The 26,287-nt window shown below is 64.8% G+C and carries 21 protein-coding genes and 2 pseudogenes; 7 read left to right on the top strand and 16 right to left on the bottom strand.

The features are described 5' to 3' along the window. A pseudogene (locus RUW20_RS15240) lies at window positions 1-273 on the bottom strand (SPOR domain-containing protein); the annotation flags it as partial. Window positions 274-305: 32 nt separating this feature from the next. Beyond that, window positions 306-2,075 carry an arginine--tRNA ligase gene (gene argS / locus RUW20_RS15245; RefSeq protein WP_313953079.1) on the bottom strand — a complete coding sequence of 590 codons (1,770 nt, stop codon included), beginning with the start codon at window positions 2,073-2,075 and terminating at the stop codon, window positions 306-308. Window positions 2,076-2,213: 138 nt separating this feature from the next. On the opposite strand from argS, the gene ubiB reads away from it, so the two are divergent. Continuing rightward, complete coding sequence (ubiB, locus tag RUW20_RS15250) at window positions 2,214-3,746, top strand: ubiquinone biosynthesis regulatory protein kinase UbiB (RefSeq protein WP_313953080.1); 1,533 nt, start codon at window positions 2,214-2,216, stop codon at window positions 3,744-3,746. Between the two features lie 20 nt (window positions 3,747-3,766). Continuing rightward, entirely contained in the window at window positions 3,767-4,891 is a 1,125-nt protein-coding gene (locus RUW20_RS15255; protein ID WP_313953081.1) for a beta-ketoacyl-ACP synthase III, read from the top strand. Window positions 4,892-4,922: 31 nt separating this feature from the next. Here the strand turns inward: RUW20_RS15255 and RUW20_RS15260 are convergent, their stop codons facing one another. The 10 genes from RUW20_RS15260 to RUW20_RS15305 all read right to left on the bottom strand — a co-directional run bounded on the left by RUW20_RS15260 (window position 4,923) and on the right by RUW20_RS15305 (window position 12,157). Then, window positions 4,923-6,299 (bottom strand): ATP-binding protein, encoded by a 1,377-nt coding sequence (locus RUW20_RS15260; protein ID WP_313953082.1) that lies wholly within the window; start codon window positions 6,297-6,299, stop codon window positions 4,923-4,925. Then, window positions 6,299-6,961, bottom strand: a complete 663-nt coding sequence (locus RUW20_RS15265; protein ID WP_313953083.1) for a response regulator — start codon at window positions 6,959-6,961, stop codon at window positions 6,299-6,301. The genes RUW20_RS15260 and RUW20_RS15265 overlap by 1 nt, the downstream gene beginning before the upstream one ends. 126 nt (window positions 6,962-7,087) lie before the next feature. After that, on the bottom strand, window positions 7,088-7,705 hold the full coding sequence (locus tag RUW20_RS15270; RefSeq protein WP_313953084.1) for a Maf family protein: 618 nt from the start codon (window positions 7,703-7,705) through the stop codon (window positions 7,088-7,090). Between the two features lie 5 nt (window positions 7,706-7,710). Beyond that, the gene (gene rlmH, locus RUW20_RS15275; protein ID WP_313953085.1) at window positions 7,711-8,181 is read right to left on the bottom strand and encodes a 23S rRNA (pseudouridine(1915)-N(3))-methyltransferase RlmH; all 471 of its coding nucleotides are present in this window, start codon (window positions 8,179-8,181) and stop codon (window positions 7,711-7,713) included. Beyond that, entirely contained in the window at window positions 8,178-8,561 is a 384-nt protein-coding gene (gene rsfS, locus RUW20_RS15280) for a ribosome silencing factor (RefSeq protein WP_313953086.1), read from the bottom strand. Before rsfS ends, rlmH begins: the two co-directional genes overlap by 4 nt. Before the next feature lie 7 nt (window positions 8,562-8,568). Next, window positions 8,569-9,243: a nicotinate-nucleotide adenylyltransferase gene (gene nadD / locus RUW20_RS15285; protein WP_313953087.1), complete on the bottom strand. Its 675-nt coding sequence runs from the start codon at window positions 9,241-9,243 to the stop codon at window positions 8,569-8,571. Continuing rightward, window positions 9,236-10,012, bottom strand: a complete 777-nt coding sequence (locus tag RUW20_RS15290; protein ID WP_313953088.1) for a BPSS1780 family membrane protein — start codon at window positions 10,010-10,012, stop codon at window positions 9,236-9,238. Before RUW20_RS15290 ends, nadD begins: the two co-directional genes overlap by 8 nt. Before the next feature lie 18 nt (window positions 10,013-10,030). Then, a complete protein-coding gene (locus RUW20_RS15295; protein ID WP_313953089.1) occupies window positions 10,031-10,768 on the bottom strand; it encodes a BPSS1780 family membrane protein in 738 nt (245 codons plus the stop codon). Window positions 10,769-10,801: 33 nt separating this feature from the next. Next, window positions 10,802-11,764, bottom strand: coding sequence for a homoserine kinase (locus RUW20_RS15300; protein WP_313953090.1), 963 nt, complete (start codon window positions 11,762-11,764; stop codon window positions 10,802-10,804). A gap of 51 nt (window positions 11,765-11,815) precedes the next feature. Beyond that, complete coding sequence (locus tag RUW20_RS15305; protein ID WP_313953091.1) at window positions 11,816-12,157, bottom strand: DUF2782 domain-containing protein; 342 nt, start codon at window positions 12,155-12,157, stop codon at window positions 11,816-11,818. A gap of 234 nt (window positions 12,158-12,391) precedes the next feature. Between RUW20_RS15305 and polA the strand changes: the two genes are divergently transcribed. The 5 genes from polA to RUW20_RS15330 all read left to right on the top strand — a co-directional run bounded on the left by polA (window position 12,392) and on the right by RUW20_RS15330 (window position 18,369). After that, complete coding sequence (gene polA / locus RUW20_RS15310; RefSeq protein WP_313953092.1) at window positions 12,392-15,166, top strand: DNA polymerase I; 2,775 nt, start codon at window positions 12,392-12,394, stop codon at window positions 15,164-15,166. Window positions 15,167-15,246: 80 nt separating this feature from the next. Further along, window positions 15,247-16,644 carry a glutamate decarboxylase gene (locus RUW20_RS15315; RefSeq protein ID WP_313953093.1) on the top strand — a complete coding sequence of 466 codons (1,398 nt, stop codon included), beginning with the start codon at window positions 15,247-15,249 and terminating at the stop codon, window positions 16,642-16,644. A 92-nt stretch (window positions 16,645-16,736) separates the two neighbouring features. Next, window positions 16,737-17,417 (top strand): glutathione S-transferase family protein, encoded by a 681-nt coding sequence (locus RUW20_RS15320; RefSeq protein ID WP_313953098.1) that lies wholly within the window; start codon window positions 16,737-16,739, stop codon window positions 17,415-17,417. A 167-nt stretch (window positions 17,418-17,584) separates the two neighbouring features. Further along, window positions 17,585-17,761 carry a hypothetical protein gene (locus RUW20_RS15325; RefSeq protein WP_313953094.1) on the top strand — a complete coding sequence of 59 codons (177 nt, stop codon included), beginning with the start codon at window positions 17,585-17,587 and terminating at the stop codon, window positions 17,759-17,761. Between the two features lie 20 nt (window positions 17,762-17,781). Continuing rightward, entirely contained in the window at window positions 17,782-18,369 is a 588-nt protein-coding gene (locus RUW20_RS15330) for a DUF2242 domain-containing protein (RefSeq protein WP_313953095.1), read from the top strand. Between the two features lie 168 nt (window positions 18,370-18,537). Here the strand turns inward: RUW20_RS15330 and RUW20_RS21735 are convergent, their stop codons facing one another. The 4 genes and pseudogenes from RUW20_RS21735 to RUW20_RS15355 all read right to left on the bottom strand — a co-directional run. Then, window positions 18,538-18,903, bottom strand: a complete 366-nt coding sequence (locus RUW20_RS21735) for an IPTL-CTERM sorting domain-containing protein (protein ID WP_409559376.1) — start codon at window positions 18,901-18,903, stop codon at window positions 18,538-18,540. Window positions 18,904-19,170: 267 nt separating this feature from the next. Then, window positions 19,171-19,956, bottom strand: a pseudogene (locus RUW20_RS15345) (tail fiber protein); the annotation flags it as partial. A 657-nt stretch (window positions 19,957-20,613) separates the two neighbouring features. Next, window positions 20,614-20,739 carry a hypothetical protein gene (locus RUW20_RS15350; protein ID WP_313953096.1) on the bottom strand — a complete coding sequence of 42 codons (126 nt, stop codon included), beginning with the start codon at window positions 20,737-20,739 and terminating at the stop codon, window positions 20,614-20,616. A 233-nt stretch (window positions 20,740-20,972) separates the two neighbouring features. Beyond that, window positions 20,973-26,287, bottom strand: a 5,315-nt coding sequence (locus tag RUW20_RS15355) for a GH36-type glycosyl hydrolase domain-containing protein (RefSeq protein ID WP_313953097.1), incomplete at its 5' end; no start/stop codon positions are given.

Genomic DNA, 26,287 nt, shown 5'->3' on the forward strand with positions numbered 1-26,287 from the left:
CGAATCGCCCGGCTTGCCCGGTAGCGCCACGGGCGCCGGCGCCAGCGGTGGCGTTTGCGGTGGCGTTGGTGCCGTGCCCTGTGGCGGTGGAACGTCACTGACCGGCGGCGGCAATTTCGGTTGCTGCCCGGTGGTGGTGAACGGTAGCGGCACCTTGTTGACATACCAGACCACACCAGCGACGGCGACGACGCCGATGACCAGGCCAATGAACAGGCCGAGCAGCGTGCCGCCACCGGACTTCTTGACGGGCGGTGTCCTGCGGGGTTTCATGTCACGACTCATTGCGCTCCTTTGTCCTTCGACTACATCGATTCCGGGCAACTGACGCCGAGAATCGCCATCCCGTTGCGAATCACCTGCCCGACCGCAGCCGCCAGGGCGACGCGTGCATCGCGGAGTTCCAGATCATCGACCAGCATGCGTTCGGCGTTGTAGTAGCTGTGAAACTCGGCCGCCAGATCCTTGAGATAAAAGGCGATCAGGTGGGGCGCCAACTCGTCGGCGGCCGCCTCGACCGTCTCGGCGAATTCGCCCAGCCTGGCGGCCAGGGTCAGCTCGTGGGGGCTCTCGAGCCGGGCAAGATTGGCCGTAGCGAGCGTTTCCGGATCGCCGGCCCACAGGGTCAGTACCGAGCAGACGCGAGCGTGAGCGTACTGGATATAGTAAACCGGGTTGTCGTTCGACTGGCTCTTGGCCAGATCGAGATCGAAATCGAGGTGCTGGTCCGACTTGCGCAGGACGTAGAAGAAACGGCAGGCGTCGTTGCCGACTTCTTCGCGCAGCGTGCGCAGGGTCACGAAGTCCCCCGAACGCGTCGACATCTGCGCTTTATGGCCTGAGCGATAGAGTACGGCGAACTGCACGAGGGCTACATCCAGCCGCTCGGCATCAAGGCCGAGGGCGCTGATCGCACCTTTGACGCGCGAGATGTAGCCGTGATGGTCGGCTCCCCAGACGTTGACGATGCGCTGGAAGCCGCGCTCATACTTGTTGAGGTGATAGGCGATATCCGACGCGAAGTAGGTGTACTGGCCGTTTTCGCGCTGGACGACACGGTCCTTCTCGTCGCCGAAAGCGGTCGACCTGAACCAGCGGGCGCCGTCCTGAAGGTAGAGGTAACCGGCTTTCGCCAGTTGCTCGACACAGCGGACGACCAGCCCGGTGGCGAACAGCGAGCGCTCGGAAAACCAGACGTCGAAATGCACGCCGCAGTCTTCGAGGTCGTTACGGCAGTCGGCGAGTTGCTCGGTGAGCACGTGGTCATGCACGTATTCCCAGTCGCTGTCGAGCAACTGTTTGGCATTGGCAATCAGCGCGTCGAGGTGCGCTTCTCTCTGTTGCGTTGCTTCGGCGTCGGTGCGCTCGGGGTCGGGCAGGTCAGGAACGCCGGCCAGGACGCTGGCTGGCGAACGCAGGTAACGGTCGGCATGCGTTGCCCGTAGCTGCCTGGCCATGTCGCGTACGTAGACGCCCTTGTAGGCGTTGTTCGGGAAAGGCAACTGGCCGTCGGGGTCGGCGAGCTCCAGATAGCGCAGCCAGGTCGACACCGTCAGGATGTCCATCTGCCGACCCGCATCGTTGACGTAGTATTCACTCGTCACATCCCAGCCGGCGAAGGCGAGCAATTTGCAGAGGCTGCCACCATAGGCCGCGCCACGGCCATGGCCGACGTGCAGTGGCCCGGTCGGGTTGGCCGACACGAACTCAACGACGACCTTTCTCTTGCCTCCGGTCGTCGAACAGCCGAAGGAGCGAGCCTGTTCGAGAACATCGCGCACCACTTCGAGCTTGGCAGCCGGCGACACGTGGAAGTTGATGAAACCGGCGCCGGCTATTTCGGCGTCGTTGACGAAAGGAGACATCGGCAACTCGGCCAGCAGCAATTGCGCCAGTTGTCGTGGGTTGCGCTTCAGCGAGCGCGCCAGTTGCATCGCCAGATTGCAGGAGAAATCACCATGCGAGGCCTGCTTGGGGCGCTCGATATGGATCGGGCTATCGGCCTCGCTCGGTGCGACGCTACGTAACGCAGCGCGCATCAGCTCGGCAAGGTGGGATTTCAGATCGTGACTCATCGGGGCGCGTCGACTGTTGGATTCTTTCGAGCCCTTGATTATACGTTGCCAGGCCACCACCGGCGATGATCGGCGGCGCGATCAGGCTCGTTTCTGTGTAAACTCGCTCCTTTGCCGACCACAAGGCGCCAGCCAGCCGTGCGACTCTTCCGCCTCGCCAAAATTCTCAGCATTGCGAGCCGCTTCGGCCTCGACGAGATGATTCTCGAGCACGAGCCCAGTGGTCGGCTGGCTGCGCTGTCACGAGCGCTGCATTTCTGGCGACGCTTCGATACCCCGTCGGCGGTTCGTTTGCGCCAGGCGCTGGAAGCTCTGGGGCCGATCTTCGTCAAGTTCGGTCAGGTCCTGTCCACCCGCCGTGATTTGCTGCGCCCGGATATCGCCGACGAACTGGCCAAGCTGCAGGATCGCGTACCGCCGTTCTCGCCCGAGCTGGCGCTGGCGCAGATCGAAAAAGCCTACGGCCGGCCGGCCAGTGAAGTCTTCGCTGACTTCGACTCGACGCCCGTGGCCAGTGCGTCGATTGCGCAGGTCCACTTCGCCCGCCTGCGCCCGGAAGACGGTGGCCAGGACGTCGCGGTCAAGATCCTGCGTCCGGAAATGCACTCCGTCATCGCCAATGATCTGGCGCTGCTCGACACGCTCGCCGGCCTGCTCGAAACGGTCTGGTCGGACGGCAAGCGCTTGAAGCCGCGCGAAGTGGTTGCCGAGTTCTCCAAGTATCTCTACGACGAACTCGATCTGATGCGCGAAGCGGCCAACTGCTCGCAGTTGCGGCGCAATTTCCACGGCTCGCGGCTGCTGCAGGTTCCCGAGGTGTACTGGGACCAGTGCACGACCACGGTGATGGTCATGGAGCGCATGCGCGGCATCCCGATCAGCCAGACCGGGGCACTGATCGTTGCCGGCATCGACCTGCCGGCGCTGTCGCGGGCCGGGGTCGAAATCTTTTTCACGCAGGTTTTTCGTGACGGTTTCTTTCACGCCGACATGCATCCCGGCAACATCTTCATCGCCACCGACCCCGCCCACCACGGCAGCTATATCGCGCTCGACTTCGGCATCGTCGGGACCCTGACCGACAACGACAAGAACTACCTGGCGCAGAACTTCCTCGCCTTCTTCCAGCGCGACTACAAGCGCGTCGCCAGCGCGCACATCGAAGCTGGCTGGGCGCCGCCCGATACGCGCGCCGACGAGTTCGAGGCCGCCATTCGTGCCGTCTGCGAACCGATCTTCGACCGGCCGCTGCACGAAATCTCGTTCGGCCGCGTGCTGTTGCGCCTGTTCCAGACCTCGCGCCGTTTCAACGTCGAAATCCAGCCGCAACTGGTGATGTTGCAGAAGACCTTGCTCAATATCGAGGGCCTCGGTCGCCAGCTCGATCCCAATCTCGACCTTTGGAAGACCGCCAAGCCTTTTCTTGAACGCTGGATGAGTGAACAGGTGGGCAGGCGCGCCTTCCACCGCGGCGTGCAACAGGAGGCGCCGAACTGGGCGCGCATGCTGCCACAGCTGCCACGGCTGGTGCATCAGGCACTGGCGCGGCCGCCGGCGCCTGATCTGGCGCCGCTGCTGGCCCGGCTCGAACGGACACAGCGCCGGCAAGGGCGCTGGCTGGCAGTGATCGCCACCCTGCTGGCCGCGCTGCTGCTCAGCCTGTACGTCTGACAACTCGCGGAGGGAACTGCATGCATCGCGCCGTGATCAGTGCCAGCAGCCTGTACACCGCTCCGCATACCATCAGTAATGCCGAGCTGGTTGCCGCGTACAACAGCTACGTCGGCGAGTTCAACGCCAGCAACGCGGCGCGCATCGTCGCAGGCGAGCTTGCCGCTCTCGAGGAGTCGAGTGTCGACTTCATCGAGAAGGCTTCCGGCATCACCCGTCGCTACGTGATGGACAAGGCCGGCGTCCTCGACCCGCAACGGATGCGTCCGAAATTCGCCCCGCGGGCCAACGCCCAGCTTTCACTGCAGGCCGAAATGGCGGTTGCCGCCGGCGGCGAAGCGCTGGCGGCTGCCGGAAAAAGCGCCGGCGACGTCGACGCGGTGATTTGCGCCGCGTCCAACATGCAACGCCCCTACCCGGCGATGGCCATCGAGATCCAGCGGGCGCTGGGGATCAGGCAGGGCCACGGCTTTGACATGAACGTTGCCTGTTCGTCAGCCACCTTCGCGCTGGAGCTGGCGGTCAATGCCGTGCGCTGCGACAGCGCGCGCAGCGTGCTGGTGGTGAATCCGGAAATTTGTTCGGCGCATCTTGCCTGGCAGGATCGTGACTGCCACTTCATTTTCGGCGACGTGTGCACGGCGGTGGTCGTCGAAAAACGGGCCACGGCCACTTCGGCCAATGCCTGGGAGGTGCTCGGCAGCAAACTGGCGACCAGTTTTTCGAACAACATCCGTAACAACGCCGGCTTTCTCTCGCGCTGCGAAGATCGCGACCCGGCCGACCGCGACCAGCTGTTCGTCCAGGAGGGTCGCAAGGTCTTCAAGGAAGTCTGCCCGATGGCTGCCGAGCATATCACCCACCATCTCGCCAGCCTGGGCCTGGCACCGACACAGGTGCGCCGATTCTGGCTGCATCAGGCCAACCTGGCGATGAACCAATTGATCGGCCGCCGGCTGCTTGGCCGTGACGCCACCGCCGACGAAGCGCCGGTGATCCTCGACGAGTTCGCCAACACCGCTTCGGCCGGCTCGATCATTGCCTTCCACCGCCACAGCACGGATCTCGCCGCTGGTGACCTTGGTGTGATTTGCTCCTTCGGCGCCGGTTACTCGATCGGCAGTCTGGTCGTCCGGAAGTACTGAGCTGCCGGCGCGGGTTGGTGATCCGGAGAGGTCAGGCGGTGGGCGACGGAACCCAGCGCAGGCGCGCTTCGAAACCACCGCCGGCCAGGTTTTCCAGTTCCAGGCGCGCCTGGTGCAGGTCGGCGATCCCCTGGGCAATGGCCAGCCCCAGGCCGCTCCCTTCCGCGTGCGCATCGCGGCCACGATAGAAGCGCTCGGCAAGCCGGGGCAACTCCTCTGGCGGAACGCCCGGACCGTCGTCGGCGACGCCGAGCGCCAGTGCGCCGTTGTGCTGCCGTGCGAAGACGGTAATCGTACTGCTGCCTGGCGTATAACGCATGGCGTTGTCGAGCAGATTGCGCAGCGCAATTGCGAGCAACTCGGCGTCGCCCCTGACCAGCAGGGGTGCGTCGCTGCCTGCCAGGCGAATGGCTTGAGTGGCCGTAGGCGGCCGCAGCTCGGCGAAGACCTGCCGCGCCAGTTCGGCCAGGTCGATGTTGTCGGGGGCGATCAGGCCCGTCAGGGGGTCAAGACGCGCCAGGCGCAGCAGTTGTTCGAGCACCTGGGTGGCCCGGTCGGTACCCGCAACGACCTGGTTCAGCGCATGCTGGCGGTCGTCGGCATCGCTACTGAGCTGGGCGACCTGCGCCTGAATCTTGACGCTCGCCAGAGGTGTGCGCAATTCGTGCGCAGCATCGGCAGTGAAGCGGCGTTCCTTGTCGAGCGTGTGGCGCAGCCGCACTAGCAGCTGATTGAGTGCCGAGACCAGCGGCTGGGCCTCCAGCGGGGCGACCTGGGCGGTCAGTGGTTCGAGGTTTTCGGGCGATCGCGACGCGACGTCGCTTGCCAGGTCGTCGAGCGGTTTCAGTCCGCGCCGGATCGAGACGTAGATCAGCAGCAGGAGCAGCGGCGAAATCAGGACAATCGGCACCACCGCCTGGCCGGCGACTTCCAGCGCTTCGAAGTCGCGCAGCTCGAGCGACTGCACGACCTGCACCCGGTAGCCGTCGGCAGTGGTCTGCAGGTTCAGCATTCGCCAGGGCTGACCGTCGTGCTCGAAAACGGCGTAGCCCGGGGCAGTGGCCAGGGGTATGTCCGGTGCGTTTTGCGAGCGCAGCAAGAGCGAGCCGTCGGCCCGCCCGATCTGGAACTCCAGAGGCGGTTCGTAGGGGTTCGACGGGTCGTTACGCAAGGTCGCCAGGCGCCGCGCCAGATCTGCGAGGTGACCCCCATTGTCAGGTACCAGGGCTAGCAGGAGCCTGGCGGTCTGCGCCAGGTAGCCGTCGATCATCTCCTCCGCCTGGTGCTGTGCCTGCCGAAAAGTCAGCACGCCGGTGGCCGCCAGGCCCAGCAGGGCCGCGACGCAGACAGCGCGCAGCAGGCGCCAGCGCAGTGACTGAAGGCGGAAGTTCGGCAGCAGCCTCGGCATCAGCTGGTGTCACCCAGCCGGTAGCCCAGACCGCGAATGGTGCGGATGAAATCGCTACCGAGCTTCCGGCGCAGATTGTGAATGTAGACCTCGACGGTGTTGCTCCCGGTTTCCTCGCCCCAGGCGTACAGGCTTTCCTCGAGCTGGCTGCGGGTGCGGATGTGTGTCTTGTGGCGCAGCAGGTCGTGCAACAGGGCGTACTCACGGGCCGAAAGGGTAAGCGGCTGGCCGTCCCGAGTCACTTGTTTGCTCGCCGGATCCAGCACTACTCCGGCGTGCGCCAGCGTTGGCGCCGCGGCCCCGCCAGCACGGCGAATCAGCGCGCGCAGGCGCGCCTGCAGTTCGGGAAGATCGAAGGGCTTGGTCAGGTAATCGTCGGCGCCAGCGTCCAGACCGGCGATCTTGTCGGCACTGGTGTCACGTGCGGTGAGAATCAGGACCGGCAGTTGCTGGCCCTGCTCGCGCAGCTCCTTGAGGACCGACAGTCCATCGCGCTCCGGCAGGCCAAGATCGAGAACGCAGGCCTGATAGGCGTGGTCAAGCAAGGCCAGGCGGGCGGCAGCGCCGTCACGCACCCAGTCGACTGCGTAGTGCGCCAGCTTCAGTCCGGCGCGGATGCCGTCTCCGAGCAAGGCGTCGTCTTCAACCAGCAGAATGCGCACGGCCCTCTTACCCCCTCTGGGTGTTTTCGCGGGCGTGTGCGTCGTTGGCCGACGGCGCAGGGCGAGTTGTCGCCGTATCTGCTTTCGCGCTCGGGCCCTGACGGTGCGCTTGATGCGCGGCCATGGCTAGGGCAGGTAGCCGAATCGCTTCAGCAACTGCGCTGTTTCGCACAAGGGCAGCCCCATGACGCCGCTGTAGCTGCCGGCGAGGTATTCGACGAACATGCCGGCGCGACCCTGGATGCCGTAGGCACCCGCTTTGTCCATCGGTTCGCCGCTGGCGATGTAGCGATCGATCTCGCCATCATCGAGCTGGCGGAAACGTACTTCGCTGATCGATCGGGTCAGTTCGATGCGGCCGTCGAAGTCAATCGCCACCGCCGTAAGCACGCGATGCGTCTGGCCGGAAAGGCGGTGCAGGATGCGCCGGGCGTCGTCCGCATCGACCGGCTTGCCGATCACTTCGTCGGCGAGCTCGATGGTGGTGTCGGCGGCCAGAACCGGTTGCGACAGGAGTCGGCGCCAGGTCACGATACGGCGGCCAAATTCGGCCTTGCTGCGCGCGATGCGTTCGACGTAGCTGATCGGGTCTTCCCCGGGCAGTGGCGTTTCGTCGAGTTCCGGGTCACCGCGCCGCGCATCGCGAAAGGCGATGGTGTCGAAGCGGACGCCGATCTGCGCCAGCAACTCGCGACGGCGCGGGCTGCGCGATGCGAGGTGTACCCGTGGGTTCTGCACAGTCACTCCCGTCAGCCCTCCCGATGGTAGGGGTGTTTGCGAACGATACTGATCGCTCGATAAAGCTGTTCGCAGAGAATCAGCCGGACGAGCGCGTGTGGCAGGGTCAGACTGGACAACCGGATGGTCTCGTCGGCTTGGCGCTTCAAGGTCTCGTCGACACCATCGGCGCCGCCGATGACAAAGGCTGTCGCGCCGCCGACACCCATCCAGCCTTCGAGTCGGTCGGCTAGCTGCTGCGTAGACAGATCGTCTCCCCGCTCGTCGAGGACGACCATTCGGTCGTAGTTTTGCAGTGCCACCAGCAGACGGGTCTTCTCGGCGGCCAGCAGTTGTTCGCGGTTTTTCGAGCCGCGTGCTTCCGGCTTGATCGCGATGACCGCCAGCGGCAGTTCGCGTGGCATTCGCTTGATGTACTCGGCGCAGCCCTGGGCAATCCAGGTGGGTGGTTTGTGGCCGACGGCGAGGATGGCGAGCTTCATCCCTCGCCTGTGGCGGCCTCCACGGAGCCAGAGCTGGCCTGGCGTACCCGTGCCGGACCTTTCCCACCCCACAGCTCTTCCAGCCGGTAATAGCTGCGCACTGCCGGCTGCATGACATGGACGACAATGTCGCCCAGGTCGACCAGGACCCATTCGCCGGTCTCTTCGCCTTCGCATGAGAGGACCTCGACGCCCGCTTCGCGTGCCTTGTCCTGGACGTTGCGCGCCAGCGACCTGACCTGACGGTTCGAGTCGCCACAGGCGACAACAATGGCGTCGAAAAGTGCGGTGAGTTTGGTGGTGTTGATGACCTCGATATCGCGGCCCTTGATGTCTTCGAGCGCGTCGACGACGAGCTTTTCCAGCTGGGCAAGTTTCATTGGGGAATCAGTACTCCGGGTAAAGGTGTTGGCTTCGAATATAAGCGATAACTTCATCAGGCAGCAAATAGCGAGGACTGCGGCCGGTCGTCAGCAGCGTGCGAATCTGGGTCGCCGAGATGGCCAGTTGGGTCATCGCGAAGCTGACGATGCGGCCAGCCGGTGATTCGGTGAGGACCGCTGAACTCGTGCAGAAACGATCACGGTAGGTATCAGCGAGCGCGCCGGGCAAGCGTGTGATGTCGATCGGAAAGCCGGGGCGATGGGCGACGCCGATATGGGCCAGATCGAGCAGCGCCTGCCATCGGTGCCAGTCAGGCAGGCCGGCGAAGGCGTCGGCGCCGACCAGCAGCACGAGTGGTCGTCGCGGGCCACAGTGATCGGTCTGTCGTAGACGTTCGAGAGTGAGCACGGTGTAACTCGGCCGCTCAGCGTCGACCTCTGCAGTGTCGACTTCGAAGCTGCGGTTCTCGGCAATCGCCAGGCGTACCATTGCCAGGCGTTGTCGAGCAGTGACCTGTGGCGTGCCGCGCAGCGCTGGCTGGCCTGCCGGAATCCACCGCACGCCGGCCAGGGCGAGGCTGTCGGCAGCCTCTTCGGCTAGACGCAGGTGCCCGAAATGAACCGGATCGAAGGTGCCGCCAAAGATGCCCAGCGGCCGCTCTTCCGCGCGCTCAGGCATCGCCTTCGTTGGTGACGAAGACATCGCGATAACTGACGTAGAAACTCGCGAACAGCGTCGGGGCGAGAATGAGGACGATCGCCATGGTGACCAGCACGGTCAACAGTGCTATCCCGTCGGGTAGCAGCGCGACGAGGACTCCCAGGATCAGCGCCGGCAAGAGCGTTGCGGCGACCATGGTGGCCAGCGAGTAAACCAGAAAGGCCCGCCAGTTCCGGACGCAGGCGATGAAACTGAAGAACAGGGCTTTGCCAGGCGACAAGCCGTGCCAGGCGGCGAGGATGGGCGCGTACCAGTAGGCCATCACCAGCGGGCAGAGCAGCACCAGGGCGATCTGGGTGGCAAGCAGCAGGTCGCCACTGGTCATCGACTCCTCGTCCGGCTTGTGGCCGGCGAGCATCAGCTGCATCAGGGCGCCGCCATCGGCCAGCGCCGAGAGCGCGAGGATCCCGACCGTTGCCGCCAGATAGATCGCGCCGAGGGTTAACAGCGCACGCAGATTCTTCTCGAAGCCCGAAAACAGGAGCTGCGGACCGAGAGCAACTCCACGCTCGATGTTCCGGCAGGCATTCATCAGACTGACCGAGAACGCGGGAATGCACAGGGTGGTGGCGATGGTGCCGAGCACCGGGACGACATTTACCAGTGCCATCAGCATCCAGTAGCTGACGACCAGGAAAGTCAGCAGCAGGTGATTCTTGCGAAAGAGCCGGAAGCCGTCGGCCAGCCAGCGCCAGCCGTGCGCTGCGGGAAGAGTCAGTGCTTGCATGTGTTGTCGTCAGCGCGCTCAGGCGGCCAGAAAAATGTCGCGATAAGAAGCATACACGGAGCCGGCCAGTACCGGCCCGAGGACCAGGAATCCGAGACCAACGGGCAGCGCGGCGAAAAAGCACAAGACCATCGTGATCAGGCCATAAACCAGAAAGACGACGACGTTCTTGAGGCAGGCGTTGAAACTTGCCTTGAGCGCATCGATCGGCTGCATGCTGTTGAAAACGACCAGCGCCGGGGCAAACCAGATGGCCATCAGGATCGGTACCGACAGCGACAATCCGACCAAACCGGCGAGAAGCACCGCACCGACGGCCATGCCGGCGCCGACCGGGTCTTGCATCATCAGACCGCCAGCCATGCCACCGCCAACGAGCAGGAAAGCCAGCAAGAACACCGCCAGCATGCCAATCATGTACAGCACGCCGAGCATCACCAGCGCCCCGGTGTTGCGCTGGAAGCCGGCGAACAGCTCGGTGACCTGCAGCGCTTGTTCGCTCGCCACCTTCTGACAGGCGAGGAGCATGCCGGCACCCAGTAGCGGTGTCAGCAGATGGGCCGCGAGTTGCCCAATGACCGGGACCATCGCCAGGCCAAGGTAGATGACGATCAGGATGATCATCATGGCCACCCAGGCGCCGGGGTTGGCGATGAAGATGGCCCAGCCCTGGCGCAGCCAGTTGAGCGCGTTGGCGGCCTCGACACGGCGGCTGGCGCCGTTGAAGAGCGGGGCGGGTATCGGGAAAGGTTGCATGACGCGTGTCGTGTCGAGATCAGGGGGCAAATGCTAGCCGCCCTGACCGGGCGAGGCAAGGCATCTCTCGCTGCTGGCCGCAATGTGCGCCCGCAGGATGCTGCGGTAGGTGTCCGGATCGCGCTGGACGACCAGGGCCCCCGGCCGCGGTCGATGATGATCCTGCAGACGTGATAGCCAGAAACGCAGTGCCGCGGCGCGCAACATCGTCGGCCATGCCGCCTGCTCGGCAGCCAGCAGCGGGCGGCGGGCGTCATAGGCGCCGAGCAGGGCGGCGCTGCGGCCGGCCTCGAGTGCCCCATCGCACGTCACGCACCAATCGTTGACCGTCACCGCCAGGTCGAACAGCAGATCGTCAACGCCGGCGAAGTAGAAGTCGAGCAGGCCGCTGACGCGATTGCCGGAAAACAGCACGTTGTCGCGAAACAAGTCGGCGTGGATCACGCCGCGCGGCAGCGTCGCGGGCCGATGGGTCAGCTGGTGGCCTATCTCGTCGTGCAGCAAGCAGGCATCGTCGCGGTTCAGATACGCTTCGACTTCCGCCGCCACGCGCGTGCACCAGGCCGTATCGCGTTGATGCCTCAGGCGATCAGGGAACGATTGTGCGGCGGCATGCAGGTCGGCCAGACTGGCGCCAATGGCCGCACATTGTGCGAGGTTCGGCGAGATTTCCGAGCGCCCGGCGAGCCGGCTGACGATCACCGCCGGTTTGCCACCGAGCTCGCTTACGTATTCGTTCCGACGGTTGGCGACGGGAGCCGGGCAGGGGATGCCGTGTCCCGCCAGATGCGCCATCAGCTGAACGTAGAGCGGGACCTGGTCGGCGGCAACGCCATCGAAAATGGTCAGCACGTAGCGGCCACGGGTGGTGTCGAGGAAGAAGTTGGAGTTCTGCACGCCTTCGGCGATGCCGTGCAGCGTTTCCAGTTTTCCAACGGCATAGGTCTCGAGCCAGGCGGCCGCCTGCTCAGCGGTCAGCTGGGTGAATACCGACATGGTGGTCAAACAAGTGGCGACAAGGGGCGAGAGTGAATCCGGGAAGGCTTCTTAGAAGGTGCCGATGACCCATTGCGGCACGCGGACGTCGGGATTGCCCATGGTGGTCTGGGTGAAGTTCCCGTCGCCGTTGGTGTCGATCAGATAGTAGGGAACGCCATGCTCGGGCGTTACCTTGATCTTGAATAGCTTGCCGTTGATCCGGTGTTCCTCGATGGTGTCACCGTCGCGTTTCTTGATCGTTACCTCCGGTTCGAGGCTGGCGTCAAAGGGCGCCATCTCGGGCGGTGGCGGCGGGACCGCCGGCAGCGGCTGCAAATCGGTCCTGTTCTGGGCAAGAGCAGGGGCGGTGGCGAGCGCCAGGACGACTAATATGGCTGGTGTACCGCGCATGAGGAAGGTTCCGGGTGGTTGAGCAATCGGTGAGCATCACCGGCCAAAGTCCATTGTAGTACAAGATGTGGTCGCACTCGCGGCCTTGCCGGGTCTGGCCGCCGTTCGGTAGCCCGGTCGAAGTCTGCCATAATGCCCATCATTCCCGACGGCCCGATCCTCGGCAGTGATTTGCCCGAGGCAGCGTGATTCGCCGGGCAAATCTTTCCTTTTCGCTCCTTTCGCTGCCCATCCATGCCTACCCTTCTCCTGGTCGACGGATCGTCCTACCTCTACCGCGCCTTCCACGCCATGCCTGATCTGCGCACGACGCGCAGCGAGCCGACCGGCGCGCTGCACGGTGTGCTGAACATGCTGCGGCGACTGGAAAGCGACTACCAGGGGTCGGATGTCGCCTACAAAGCCTGTGTTTTCGACGCCAAGGGCAAGACCTTCCGTGACGACTGGTACCCGCAGTACAAGGCCAACCGTCCGCCGATGCCCGATGACATGGTGCGCCAGATCGAACCCTTGCACGCTGCCATCGCTGCACTGGGTTGGCCGCTGCTGACCGTCGACGGTGTCGAGGCGGACGATGTCATCGGCACCCTGGCGCAGCAAGCGGCGGCGCAGGGCTTTGATGTGGTGGTGTCCACCGGCGACAAGGACCTGGCACAGCTGGTCGGCCCGCATGTGCAGTTGGTCAACACGATGACCAACGAGGTGCTCGACGAAGCTGGCGTGCTGGCCAAGTTCGGTGTCCCGGCCGAGCGTATCGTGGACTATCTGGCGCTGGTCGGTGATGCGGTGGACAACGTGCCAGGCGTTGACAAGGTTGGTGCCAAGACCGCGGTGAAATGGCTCGATCAGTACGCTTCGCTCGATGGCATCATTGCTGCTGCCGCCGACATCGGCGGCGTGGTTGGCCAGAATCTGCGCCGCGCACTTGATTTCCTGCCGTTGGCACGCCGCCTGGTCACGGTTCGCTGCGACCTCGATTTGCCGCTGGCGCCGGCCGATCTGGGGCCGCGTCCGCCCGATCGCGAACGGCTGGCCGAACTCTTTGCGCACTACGAGATGCGCTCGTGGTTGAGGGAAGTTCAGGAGGCGCCTGCCCGGGCAACGGCCAACGACGCGCGGCCGAAGGTGGCGCCTGGCGCGCCGGTCGAGTCCGCGCCGGCACAAACTGGCTTGCTGCCCGACGATGCGCACCGGGCCGCCTACGAGACGATCCTCGACCGGGAGGCGTTCGAGCGCTGGCTGCAGAAGATCGACGCCAGTCTGCTGACCGCGCTGGACACCGAAACGACCAGTCTCGACCCTTTCGCGGCGCGCATCGTCGGCCTTTCACTGGCGGTTGCACCGGGCGAAGCTGCCTATTTGCCGCTTGCCCACAGCTATCCAGGCGGGCCGGAGCAGTTGCCTTGCGACGAAGTGCTGGCGCGTCTGAAACCCTGGCTGGAATCGCCTCGACACGCCAAGATTGGCCAGAATCTCAAGTACGATCAACACATCCTGGCCAACCATGGCATCGCGCTGGCCGGTGTCGCGCACGACACGCTACTGCAATCCTATGTCCTGGAGTCAGGAAAGGACGGCGCGCGTGGCCACGATCTCGGCCGGCTGGCGACACGCCATCTCGGGCTGGCGACGATCCCCTACGAAGCGCTGTGCGGCAAGGGCGCCAAGCAGATCAGCTTCGCCCAGGTGGCGATCGAGCAGGCGGCTGAATACGCCGCCGAAGACGCCGACCTCTGCCTGCGGCTGCACGACAGGCTTTATCCGCAGATAACCGCCGATGCCGGTCTGACCCGGGTCTACGCAACGATCGAAATACCGGTGCGCGATATCCTCTTTCGCATGGAGCGCACCGGTGTGCTGATCGATGCGCAGCTACTGGCACGGCAAAGCAACGAAATCGGCAAGCGCCTGCTCGAACTGGAGGCGCAGGCGCACGCCGCCGCCGGGCAGCCGTTCAATGTCAACTCGCCGAAGCAGCTCGCCGAAATCCTGTTCGACAAGCTCCGCATGCCGGTGAAGAAGAAAACACCTTCGGGAACGCCATCGACCGATGAAGAAGTGCTCTCCGAACTGGCGCTCGACTATCCGCTGCCCAAGATCCTGCTCGAATCGAGGCAGCTCGCCAAACTCAAGGGGACCTACACCGACAAACTGCCGAAAATGGTCAACCCCCAGACCGGACGCGTGCACACCAGCTACGCGCAGGCGGTGGCGGTCACCGGCAGGTTGGCGTCGAGCGACCCCAACCTGCAAAACATCCCGGTACGGACGCCCGAGGGGCGCCGCATTCGCGCCGCTTTCATCGCGCCGGAAGGCAGTTCGATCGTCTCGGCGGACTATTCGCAGGTCGAACTGCGCATCATGGCCCACCTCTCGGAGGACCCGCGTCTACTGGAAGCCTTTGCGCAGGGTGAGGACGTGCACCGGGCGACGGCCGCCGAGATCTTCGGCGTCGGCCTGGGAGATGTCGGCCCGGATCAGCGGCGCGTTGCCAAGGTCATCAACTTTGGTCTGATCTACGGCATGAGCGCCTTCGGCCTGGCCCGCCAGCTCGACCTCGAACGCAGTGCTGCGCAGGCCTACATCGAGCGCTATTTCGCGCGCTACCCCGGTGTCGCCAGCTACATGGAGAGAACACGGGAGATGGCCAGGACTCAAGGTTACGTCGACACGGTTTTCGGTCGTCGGCTGTGGCTTCCAGAAATCCGCTCGAGCCAGGCTGCGCGCCGTCAGGGTGCCGAGCGGGCGGCGATCAACGCGCCGATGCAGGGATCGGCAGCCGACCTGATCAAGTCGGCGATGATCGCTGTCCAGGGTTGGCTCGACGCCGAGCCTCTGCAGACGCGCCTGCTGATGCAGGTGCATGATGAACTGGTCCTCGAAGTGCCCGACGACGAACTGCCACGGCTGCGTGCCGAACTGCCGCGACTGATGAGCGAAGTGGCGAACCTGCGCGTTCCGCTGCTGGTCGACCTTGGCGTCGGTGCGAACTGGGATGAAGCACACTGAGACAGGATCGCGGCAGCTTGTGACGGGCCGCTGTGGCCCATTGGCAATCCACTTGATCAAACAGCGAAAGGCGGAAAAGTATGCCCCTGCATGAGAAAGAGACGGTTCGGGAAAAACTCGAGGACGAGGTTTACGCATCGGCTGACTTGTCGACCAGCATGCCGAAGTACCGATTTCCCGCTTTGGAACACAATCCTCGCCATGCCTACTCGGTGGTCCATGACGAGCTGATGCTCGACGGCAATGCGCGTCAGAACCTGGCCACCTTCTGCCAGACCTGGGCCGAGCCGGAAGTCCACCAGCTGATGGACGAGTGCATGGACAAGAACATGGTCGACAAGGACGAGTATCCGCAGACGGCCGAAATCGAGGCGCGCTGCGTGCACATGCTGGCCGACCTCTGGAACTCGCCGGCGGCGGCGAACACCATCGGCTGTTCGACGACCGGCTCGAGCGAAGCGGCGATGCTTGGCGGTATGGCCATGAAGCGGCGTTGGGAGGCCAGGCGAAAAGCTGCCGGATTGCCGATCGACAAGCCGAACCTGATCACCGGCCCGGTGCAGATCTGCTGGCACAAGTTCGCTCGCTACTGGGACATCGAGCTGCGCGAAATCCCCCTCGAAGGCGAGCGCTTGCTGATGACGCCCGAGGAAGTTCTCAAACGTTGTGACGAGAACACCATTGGCGTCGTCCCGACCCTGGGAGTGACCTTCACCTGCCAGTACGAGCCGGTCAAGGCGGTTGCCGACGCGCTGGATCAGTTGCAGGAAGAGCAGGGGCTCGACATCCCGATCCACGTCGATGGCGCCAGCGGCGGCTTTCTCGCCCCTTTCTGTGCGCCCGACCTGGTCTGGGACTTCCGCATTCCGCGCGTCAAGTCGATCAACACCTCGGGTCACAAATTCGGTCTGGCGCCACTCGGTGTCGGCTGGATCATCTGGCGAGAGGCGGCGGATTTGCCCGATGAGATGATTTTCTGGGTCAATTACCTGGGCGGCAACATGCGCGACATCGCCTTGAACTTCTCGCGGCCGGGTGGGCAGGTGGTCTGCCAGTACTACAACTTCCTGCGTCTGGGCAAGGAGGGCTACCGCAAGATCCACAGCGCCTGCTACGAAACCGCCGCCTACCTCGCCACCAGGATCGAGAAACTGGGGCCGTTCGAGATCATCTACGGCGGCGAGATGGGCGCCGGGATCCCGGCCTTGTGCTGGAAGATGAAGGACGGCGTCGATCCGGGCTTCAGTCTCTACGATCTGGCCGATCGCTTGCGCAGTCGCGGCTGGCAGGTGCCGGCTTACGCACTGCCAGCCAATCGTCAGGATCTGGCGATCCAGCGCATCCTCGTGCGGCACGGTGTCAGCCGGGACCTGGCGACCTTGCTGGTCGAGGACATCCAGCGCGCGCTCGACTATTTCGCGAAACACCGGCTCCCGACACCGATGAGCGCCGCGGAAGCTTCCGGCTTTCATCACTGAGGAAGGTGCAGGGCGCAATAAGCAGCGGCCTTGCGCCACGCACACGCACGGTTGACCATCGGCTTGTTGAGCAAAGGAGTTTTCCCATGTCCATGCAACTCTATATCGGTAACAAGAACTACTCGTCCTGGTCGATGCGCCCGTGGGTGCTACTCACGCAGGCGGGGATTCCGTTCGAGGAAGTGATGCTGCGCTTCGACGCCTTCACGCCCGACTCCAAGTTCAAGAGCGAGCTTGCTCGCCACAGTCCGGCCGGCCGCGTGCCGGTGCTGGTGGACGAGGGTTTTGCCGTCTGGGACACGCTGGCGATCGCCGAGTACCTGGCCGAGAAATTCCCGGAGCGGCAGTTGTGGCCCAGCGACGCGCAAGCGCGCGCCCGCGCGCGCAGCGTCTGCGCCGAGATGCACGCCGGTTTCGGCGCCGTGCGCAGCCATTTCCCGATGAACATCGAAGCCGCGTTGCCCGCGGTCGGCCAGCGTGTGTTGCGCGAGCACGCGCCGGTCCGCGACGAGCTTGATCGGCTGGTGCAAATGTGGAGCGAGTTGCTGGCCGCGCATGGCGGGCCGATGCTGTTCGGCAAATTCACCATCGCTGACGCCTTTTTTGCCCCGGTGGTCACGCGCCTGGTGACCTACGCGCTGCCTGTCCCCGCCGCCATCGCCGCCTACGTCGAGAGCGTGCAAGCGCTGCCCAGCGTCATTGCCTGGAGCGAGGGCGCGCTGGCCGAGCACGACTTTGTGGACTTTGATGAGCCGTATCGAACGCGTGCCTGAGCCGGCGCGGTGGCACTTCCGTGTGCCATCATGAGGACAGGCATTGATCGCCGGCCTGTGGGTGGCGGCTGTCGCGGCTGTCTTCGGGGCTGGATGGAAGTGTTCAGGAGCCGATCTTGCACGCCGCACGCGTCGTTCCGCGCGTGCAGATGCAGTGCCTGGCTTAGGTGGCCCAACTCGCCAGCTTGCCGGATGCGCTGCGTCAGCGGCTGATCGCGGCCAGCGGCGTCGGTGCTTACGAGCGCCAAGACGACATCAATGCTTTGGTCTATTTCGCTGCGCCGAATCGTTTCGGCGCAATGTGCGATGTGTTATCCACACTATCTCCGAGCGGAGAACGGTAATGCCTATTTGCAGAAAATTCTTGGCAAGACAGGAACAGCCCGGGCTGGCAAAGTGCCTGCGCTTATCGCGGGTTCGCCGAAGGCTGGCGACGATCGCGCTGCTCGGCCTGCTGACCGCTTGCGCGACTGAGCCGGGTCGCGTCACTGTCTACCAGAGCGAAGGCTTTGCCGCCGACGAAACCTTCTCGCGCCTCTTCGACGCCAGCGTCGAGGCAACCTGCGAGGCGGCGCGCCGCGCCTTGCTCAGCCAGGGTTACCGTGTGACCACGCAGCGGGACGATTTCATCAGCGGCAGCAAGAGCTTCCAGCCCGAGGGTGAGGTCCACGTGCAGATCGTGTTCAACGTCGTTTGCGCGTCGGTCGGCGCCGGAGGGCAGTTGGCGACGGCTTACGTCAACGCGGTCCAGGACCGCTACACCCTCAAGAAGAACCCGAACTCGGCGAGCTTCGGTGTTGCGGCGATCGGCTCGCTGTCGATCCCGCTCACGGCGTCCGGGGACTCGCTGGTCAAAGTGGCCAGCGAAACGATTCCCGCCGGGCGCTTCTACGATCGTTTCTTCGCGCTGATGTTGCGCAACCTGCCGGGGCCGATTGGCAGCGATCGTTGACGTCTGCAGGGGCTGCGGCCACGCCAACCCCTGCAGCGTTCGCGGTGTCGTGTCGACGCTGGAGTCCGGCGCCGCGCACTATGGCCTGCCGATCAGCGGGCAACCACCGGAGGTCTGTGCCCATCGTTGCTCAGGCGCGCACCGGCGGGGCGGTGAGCAACTCGGTGCTCAGAGTTGCAGCCCTCTTCTGCGCCGGCTGAATCCGAGTCCGGCCATGGCCAGGCTGAGAAGGGCGAGGCTGGCTGGCTCCGGAACGGCGGTGGTGACGGGCGAAAGGCCATGGTCATGGGCCGCAAGATTGGCCTCGGTCAGCGTGTTGAAATCACTGCCGACGATATCGCCGACCGAATAACCGGCTCCGGAACCGATCAGGGTCCGCCCGCGCAGGTCCGGCAGGGCGAAGTTGGTCGTCCCATTGCCGCCGTAGTTGGTACCGAGGAGCGAGAACAGGGCCTGGTTCTGGTTGATCGCGAGCAATTGGCCGTTGGCCAGGGCCCAGCCGCGCGGCGCGAAGTTGCCCGCGAACTCGACGATCTGGCCGAGGACCGGGGTGAATGGATCGAAGCTGCTGCCGAATCCGTTCGGTGGATAGATTCCCTGGAGGGCGATGAGATAGGTCAAGGCCAGCGAAGGCTGGTCGTTGTTGACCGGCGCGCCGCCGCCGGTGTTGCCGGTGTCCGGATCGCCGGCCACGGTGTGATCGTGCGTCGGCATTTGCGCGGTGCTGAGGACGGTCGACTCTGCCCCGAAGGTCGACCCGAGCGGATGAGTGGCGTCAGCGCCTACGGAAACCCGACCGCGCAGGTCCGGCAGCGCGAAATTGGTGGTGCCGTTACCACCATAGGTGGTGCCCAGGATCGAAAACAGGCCGCTATTCCCGGCAATGGACAGCAGACTGCCGTCGGCCTCCAACCAGCCGCTGGGGGTGAAAGAGCCGGCAAAGGTCGCGACCTGGCCGACGAAGGCCGCACCGACACCGGGGCCTCCTGGCAACGGCGTGGCGCCGGTGTTTGCGATCACGCGGTGCAGCGGCAGCGACGGTTGCAGATTGTCGAACGGCTGGTTGCCGCCGGCCGCGCCGGTGACCCCGCCGCCCGAAAGCGTATGGTCATGCACCGGGAGCTGCGCGGCGGTGAGCGAGACGGTGCTGGAGCCAGTGGGTACGGCCAGTAGTTGCGGGGACAGTCCCGGGCCGGTGCCCGTCCCGACAACGGCCCTGCCGACCAGATTCGGGAGCGCGAAGTTGGTGGTGCCATTGCCGCCGTAGTTGGTGCCCAGCAGGCTGAACAGCGCGGTGTGCTGGGCGATTGTGAGCAGTTGCCCCTGGGCAGCGAGGCTACCACCCGGCGCGTAATTGCCGGCAAAGTTATACACGAAGCCCAGCGTGTCGCCGGACGCAGTGCCACCGGACCCGGAGGTGGGGAAGATGCCGGTTAAGTTCGGGTTCAGCACCTGGGTAACCACCAGCGACGGTTGCATGTTGTCGAACGGGTCGCCGTTGCCGGTGAATCCGGTGGAGATGGGGGTTGCGTGCGCGCTGGCGAACGCCACGCACAATCCGGTCAGGAAGAAGCGCGAAACGCTCATCGTTTTTCCAATCGTTTCAGAAAGAGTAAGGAGCCGGTGCGGAATCGAACGCGCGCCGGGTTTGGCTCCGAAAACGATCAGAATGCTTCGTAGCGCAGAGAAGAAAGCACAAATCACGCCAGTTGCGAGAGCGCAGATGCAAGCTCATGAAGTTGTTACGAAAAGAGTCGTCTGGCGGGCAGCAAGGGGGTCGCGAATCGGATGAGCTGTAAGATTTTTCGACACGCTGCCGCGCTTGCCTGCGGCGAGCCGGCGGTGATTACACAGCGCCGCCCGGCGCGAGTCATGCCGCCGCGCTTCTTTGGCGGACGCTTCGTGCCGATGTCGGGAGGCGGTGCGGAAAACTGTCCGTCGACCAGCGGCTCGGTTGATGGTGAAAGGCGCATCGTCTGCGCCCTCGCCGGGGTGACTCGAATTCAAGTTGCCCGATGACCGAAGTGCACGACGCGCGATGGAGCGGGCCGAGCCGCGCGTGTCGCGTCGTAGAGCGAGCGCGGTGCAAAATGCCCCTTGCGCGCGGACTCCGCAGCGGTCCGGCGAACACCGCCTATTCCTGCAGACGAAAAAAAACTGCCGGAGGTCCGGTCGCTGGCTGCTTTGCCAGGACGCCCGGTGCACACCGACAGCCTCGTCGCACGCGATCGCGCGACTACGGGCTTACCGCTGAATCAATGGTGCGACACCAGCCGCGAGTTTCTCGGCCTGCTTGGCGGTCTTCTTTTCCTTGGGGGTCAAAGCCGCTTGCTTTTTCGATTCCTTGTTGCCTTGCCTTATCTTGCCCATGATCGTACTCCTCGTGAGCACCGGCGAACGCAGGTGCGATTTCAGTATAGGCCGATCGCGGACGAGAATCCGCTTGGCAAGAAATAGTTTGCTGGCAGTGATCGGCGCCATCTGGGTCAGGTAGCGCCCGCGTGCAACGTCGCGACAGGCGTTGCCTGCGACCGGCGCGATAGAGCGCGATCTTGAGCTGTTGCCGCCCGGGTCGGGAAGCCGGAAAAGCGGAGCGCACGACCTTACCCGGCACGCAAGACGACCTCGACCAGGTGTTCGCGATGATCGTCTACCAGAGGGATTTTTTGGTCGTTTCGTTGTTCGCCGTCAACCGTGACCGTCATCTGAAGGCGCGCACCCGGCTCGTCGCCGCGTTCCTGCGCAACGGCGATGTGATAGACGGTCTCCCGATAGCGGTAGTGGATCTTGAATGCCGGCCAGTCCGCAGGCAGGCACGGTGCGAGACTCAGCCGCTCACCCTCGAGCCTGAGGCCGAGAAGGGATTCGACGATCAGACGATACATCCAGCCGGCCGAACCGGAGTACCAGCTCCATCCGCCGCGCCCGATGTGCGGCGCGAGCGCATAGACGTCGGCGGCCATGACGTAGGGTTCGACCTTGTAGGTGGCGATCCCTGCCGCCGATGTGGCATGGTTCACCGGGTTGATCATGGCCGTCAGTTCCCATGCGCGACTAGCGTCGCCCAGGGCGGCGAATGCCATCGCCGCCCAGATCGCCCCGTGCGTGTATTGCCCGCCATTCTCGCGCACGCCCGGCACGTAGCCGCGAATATAGCCGGGGTCCAGGCTCGACTTGTCGAAGGGCGGATCGAGAAGCTGGATGAGCGCGTGCTCGCGGCGCACCAGTCGCTCGTCCACCGCCTGCATGGCCATGCGTGAGCGCATCGCGTCGCCCGCGCCAGAGAGCACCGACCAGCTCTGCGAGATTGAATCCAGCTGGCACTCGACGTTATTTGCGGAACCAAGCGGCGTGCCGTCGTCGAAGTAGCCGCGCCGGTACCACGCGCCGTCCCAGCCATGGCGCTCGAGATCCAGGCGCAGTCGAGCACCCTCCGCCGTGCAGCGCTCGGCGAAGACCGCGTCGCCCCGCACCCGCGCCAGAGCACCGAATTGCCCGAGAACTTCACACAGGAAAAATCCCAGCCAGACGCTCTCGCCTTGGCCACCGATGCCGACCAGATTCATGCCGTCGTTCCAGTCGCCCGAGCCGATCAGCGGCAGGCCGTGCTCGCCGAAGCGCAGACCGTGCACGACGGCGCGTACGCAGTGCTCGTACAGGCTGGCCGTCTCGGCGGAGCGCCCGGGCAGGTCGTAGTAGGAATCGTCCCCCGCGTTTACCGGGCGGCCTTCCAGGAAATGCACCTGTTCATCGAGCACCCCGGTGTCCGCGCTGCTGGTCACGTAGCGGCACACCGCCAGCGGCAGCCACAGGTAGTCGTCCGAACAATGCGTGCGCACGCCACGGCCCGACGGAGGATGCCACCAGTGCTGGACATCTCCCTCCAAGAACTGACGGCTGGCGCACAGCAGCAGATGTTCGCGCACCAGCCCGGGCTCGACGTGGATCAGCGCCATCACATCCTGCAACTGGTCGCGGAAGCCGAAGGCGCCGCCGGATTGGTAGTAGCCGCTGCGTGCCCAAAGACGACACGCCAGTGTCTGGTAGATCAGCCAGCCGTTGCTCAGGACATTCAGAGAGGGGTCGGGTGTTTCCACCTGCACCGCGCCGAGCGTGTGCTTCCAGTACTGCCACACCGCTTCGAGTGCGCTGCGCGCGGCCAAGCCGCCGCGGAAGCGCTGCACCAGCTTGCCAGCGTCATCGGCGCTGCGCCCGACGCCGAGCCGGAAGATGATTTCTCGCTCCTCCCCATCGGCCAGTCCGAAGACGACCTGGATTGCGCCGCAGGGGTCCAGACCAGCGCCCACCCTGCCGGACAGGTGCGCGCGTCGCATGGCGGCCGGATCGCCGAGCGTGCCGTTGCGCCCGAGGAACTCCGTACGGTCGCCGCTCAGGCCGCGCTGCGCATCATCGACGTCGAAGAAGGCCAGCCGATCGGCAAATTCCGCGCTATAGGGGTTTCTGGCGAACAAGGCGCCGCTACGCGGATCGATCTCGGTAGCGACATGCATGGCCGTTTTCGCTGGCAGGTCCCCCAACACCCAATCGACATAGCCGGTGGCGGAGAGCTTGCGCGGCCGACCTGATTCGTTGCGCACTTTCAGCACCGAGAACTTGACGGCGGCGTCGATGGCCACGTAGATCCACAGTTCGGAGCGAATGCCGCCGGAGCGGTGTTCGAAGACGCTGTAGCCGAATCCATGCCGGCTCACATAGGGCGCCGCGGCACGCACGGGTAGCGGCGTGGGAGACCAGAAGTGGCCGGTCTCTTCGTCGCGCAGGTAGAGGGCTTCACCGCTGGCGTCGCACACCGGGTCGTTGTGCCACGGCGTGAGACGGAATTCGTGCGCGTTTTCGCTCCAGGTGTAGCCGACGCCGTTCTCCGAGACGATAGTCCCGAAGGTCGGATTGGCCAGGACGTTGACCCACGGTGCTGGCGTCACTTGCCCGGGCGCCAGGGTGATGACATATTCGCGCCCATCCGGGGTGAATCCTCCCAGCCCGTTGCACAGGATCAGATCGTGGCGCGGCGTCTCGTCGGCGCGCGTCGTATTGGGTGGGTCCTCGCTTTGGTGGGCTCGTTTCGCCACCAGCCGTGGCACGCGCGGCGCGGCAAGCCGACGATAGTCGAGTTGCTCCGCCAGCGTTCCCCGGCCGTCCGAGATGACGGCGCGCGCGACCGACTGGACCAGCACACGATCTTCACTGGATATCTGTTCCACAGGCCGCACGAAGATGCCGCCCGGCCGGTCGATCAGGCTCGCCTCGATGCCCGAGGCGATGAATCCCATGATCTGGTCCTGCAATCGCTGCCGATAGCCCGCGTGATCCTCGTTCCAGATCACCAGGTCCACCGCCAGTCCCTTCAGGCGCCAGTACGCGTGCGCCTGGACGAGCTGACGCACGAGATCGATATTGGCTGCATTCCCGATCTGCAGCAGAACGATCGGCAGATCGCCGGAGATGCCGTAACCCCACAGCCCCGACTGCCCGCGGCGATTGGTGCCGAGCACAGCGGCGTCCGCGCGCAGCGCCCCGTTGGCGTAGATGACGGAGCTGGCCAGGCGCGCATAAAGCTGCGCATCGGCCTCGCTGGCGTTGAGCTGCCGCAGTACCACCTGGCTGTGCGTCCAGGTCAGATCGAATACGCGGTCCGCGAGGTGCCGGTCATGGTATTTCTCGATCAGGCTCAAGGCCATGTCGCGGCTATTGCCGATGCCCGACACCATGTCGATGGTGGCCGTCTGCTCGGGATCGAGCGCCAGCGAACAGCGGATGGCGACAATCGGATCGAGCACCGACCCCTCGCTGCCGGAAAGCGCCGCAGGCTCGCTCATCGCCAGGGGCGCAGCGGCACTTCTGCCCCGGCCGATAAAGCGCAGGCGATCGGTCTCGTAGGACACCTCGCCGATAGCGGCCCCGTGCGCCGTCATCAAGTGGAACATCCATGGCGCCTGCTCGCCGAGCGAGCGCGGCCGGCGGGTGCACAGGATGGCGCAGCGTTCGCGCAGAATCTCGGTGTGCACGAAGAGATTGCTGAAGGCCGGATGCAGGACGTCGGCAGCGGGCGGCGCAATCACCACTTCGGCGTAACTGGTGACGTCGATTACCCGGCGTTGTCGTGATCGGTTGGTGATGCGCACCCGGCGCAACTCGATGTCATCCTCGGGCGAGACGATGATCTCGGTGTGCGTCTCGAACTCGCCAGCGCCGTCGCCGGCAGCAACGGAGTCGCGGCGGCGAAACTCGGCTCGCCCCTCGGAAAAGATCGCTTCGTAGTGCTGCGGGCGCTTGTGCGTCGGCTGATAGGCGGTCGACCAGAACGCAGCGCTCTGTGCATCGCGGACGTAGCAGAACATGCCCCAGTGATCGCTGCTGGGATCTTCGCGCCAGCGCGTGACGGCGAGATCCTTCCAGCGGCTGTAGCCGCCGCCGGCATGGGTGACCATCACGTGATAGCGGCCGTTCGACAACAACTGCACCTCCGGGACCGGTGTGTCGGGGCTGCTGAACACCCGAATCGGCGATTCCGCGGCAACCGAGGGCGAGCGCACCGCCGAGAGTTGTGCGGTGTGCGTAAACAATGCCGCGGTCCTGGGAATGCGCTCCTGGAGCAGCAGCATGATCGCCTGGAACAGCGGTTCCGATTCGAATCGCCGCTGCATCGGACGCTCCAGCACCAGATAGGCCAGCGCGAGCAGGCTCATGCCCTGGTGATGGGCCATGAAGGAGCGCACCACCACATGCGACTGCCCGCGTCGCTGCCGTGCCGGTGTGTAGTCGATCGCTTCGAAGAAACCGAACTGGCCCATGAACCCCTCGGCCGCAAGCCGCTGCAGATTCAGGCAGGCCTGCTCGGGTGCCACCATCAGCGCCAGGGCCGAGGCGTAGGGCGCAATCACCAGATCGTCGGCCAGTCCGCGTTTGAGTCCCAGGCCCGGTACGCCGAAGGCACGGTACTGGTAGTTGAGATGCACGTCGACCGTGTTGTAGCCGGATTCCGACAGTCCCCAGGGTACGCCGCGCAGATGCCCATACTCGATCTGCCTGGCCACTGCCGCCTTGCAGGTCTGGTCGAGCAGCGTGTTGTCGTAGGTCGGCATCACCAGGAGCGGCATCAGGTACTCGAACATCGAACCGCTCCAGGACAGCAGAACCGGCTCTCCGTCGGTGCCGGTGAGCAGGCGCCCGAGGGCGAACCAGCTCTCCTGCTGCAGTTGCCCCTGCGCAATCGCCACGAAGTTGCACAAGCGCGCTTCCGAGGCCAGCAGGTCGTAGTAGCCCGAGTCCACGCGCCGCTCAGCCACGTTGTAGCCAATGCTCAACAGATGGCGCAGTTTGTCGTACAGGAAGTCATACTCCATGCGCGCGAATTGCAGGCATTGCCCTGCCAGGCGCTCGATCGCCGCCATCCGGTCGGTGGCTTGGGCACTGCCTGCCATGGCCAGTTCGCGCAGCGTCGGTATGGCAGCACTATCGGCGAACGCCTCCTTCGCACCCGGGGCCGACGGCTGCACTTGCCGCGGCGCGAGGAAGCTCAGCTCGTCCAGAGCCTCGCGGCATTGGCGCGCAAGCGCCTGTGCCCACCCCTCGTGGCGAGCTTTTCCGTCGCGCTCGGGCGCCGTGATGTCCCCGCCATGCGGAATTTCCGCGATCTGTGTGGCAAGTTCGGCGGCGCTGGTCGCCAGGCGCTCAAGACGTGCGCGCGCCGCCGCCAGGCTGTCCGGCGGGGCGGCCAGGGTGGATTCCAGTGCGTTGCGAAATCCGGTTGCCTGCTCGGTAGCAGCTTCGTTCGCCTCACCGAGAAGAATTCCGAGCGTGTCGCCCAGGCCTTCGAACAGGCGCGCCGGCAGCACCTTGTCGTCGGCGAGGGCGAGCAGACCCGCCCGCAGGGTCAGCAGATGGCCGGCGAGGTTGC

Source organism: Accumulibacter sp. (assembly GCF_032229525.1).
Lineage (GTDB): Bacteria > Pseudomonadota > Gammaproteobacteria > Burkholderiales > Rhodocyclaceae > Accumulibacter.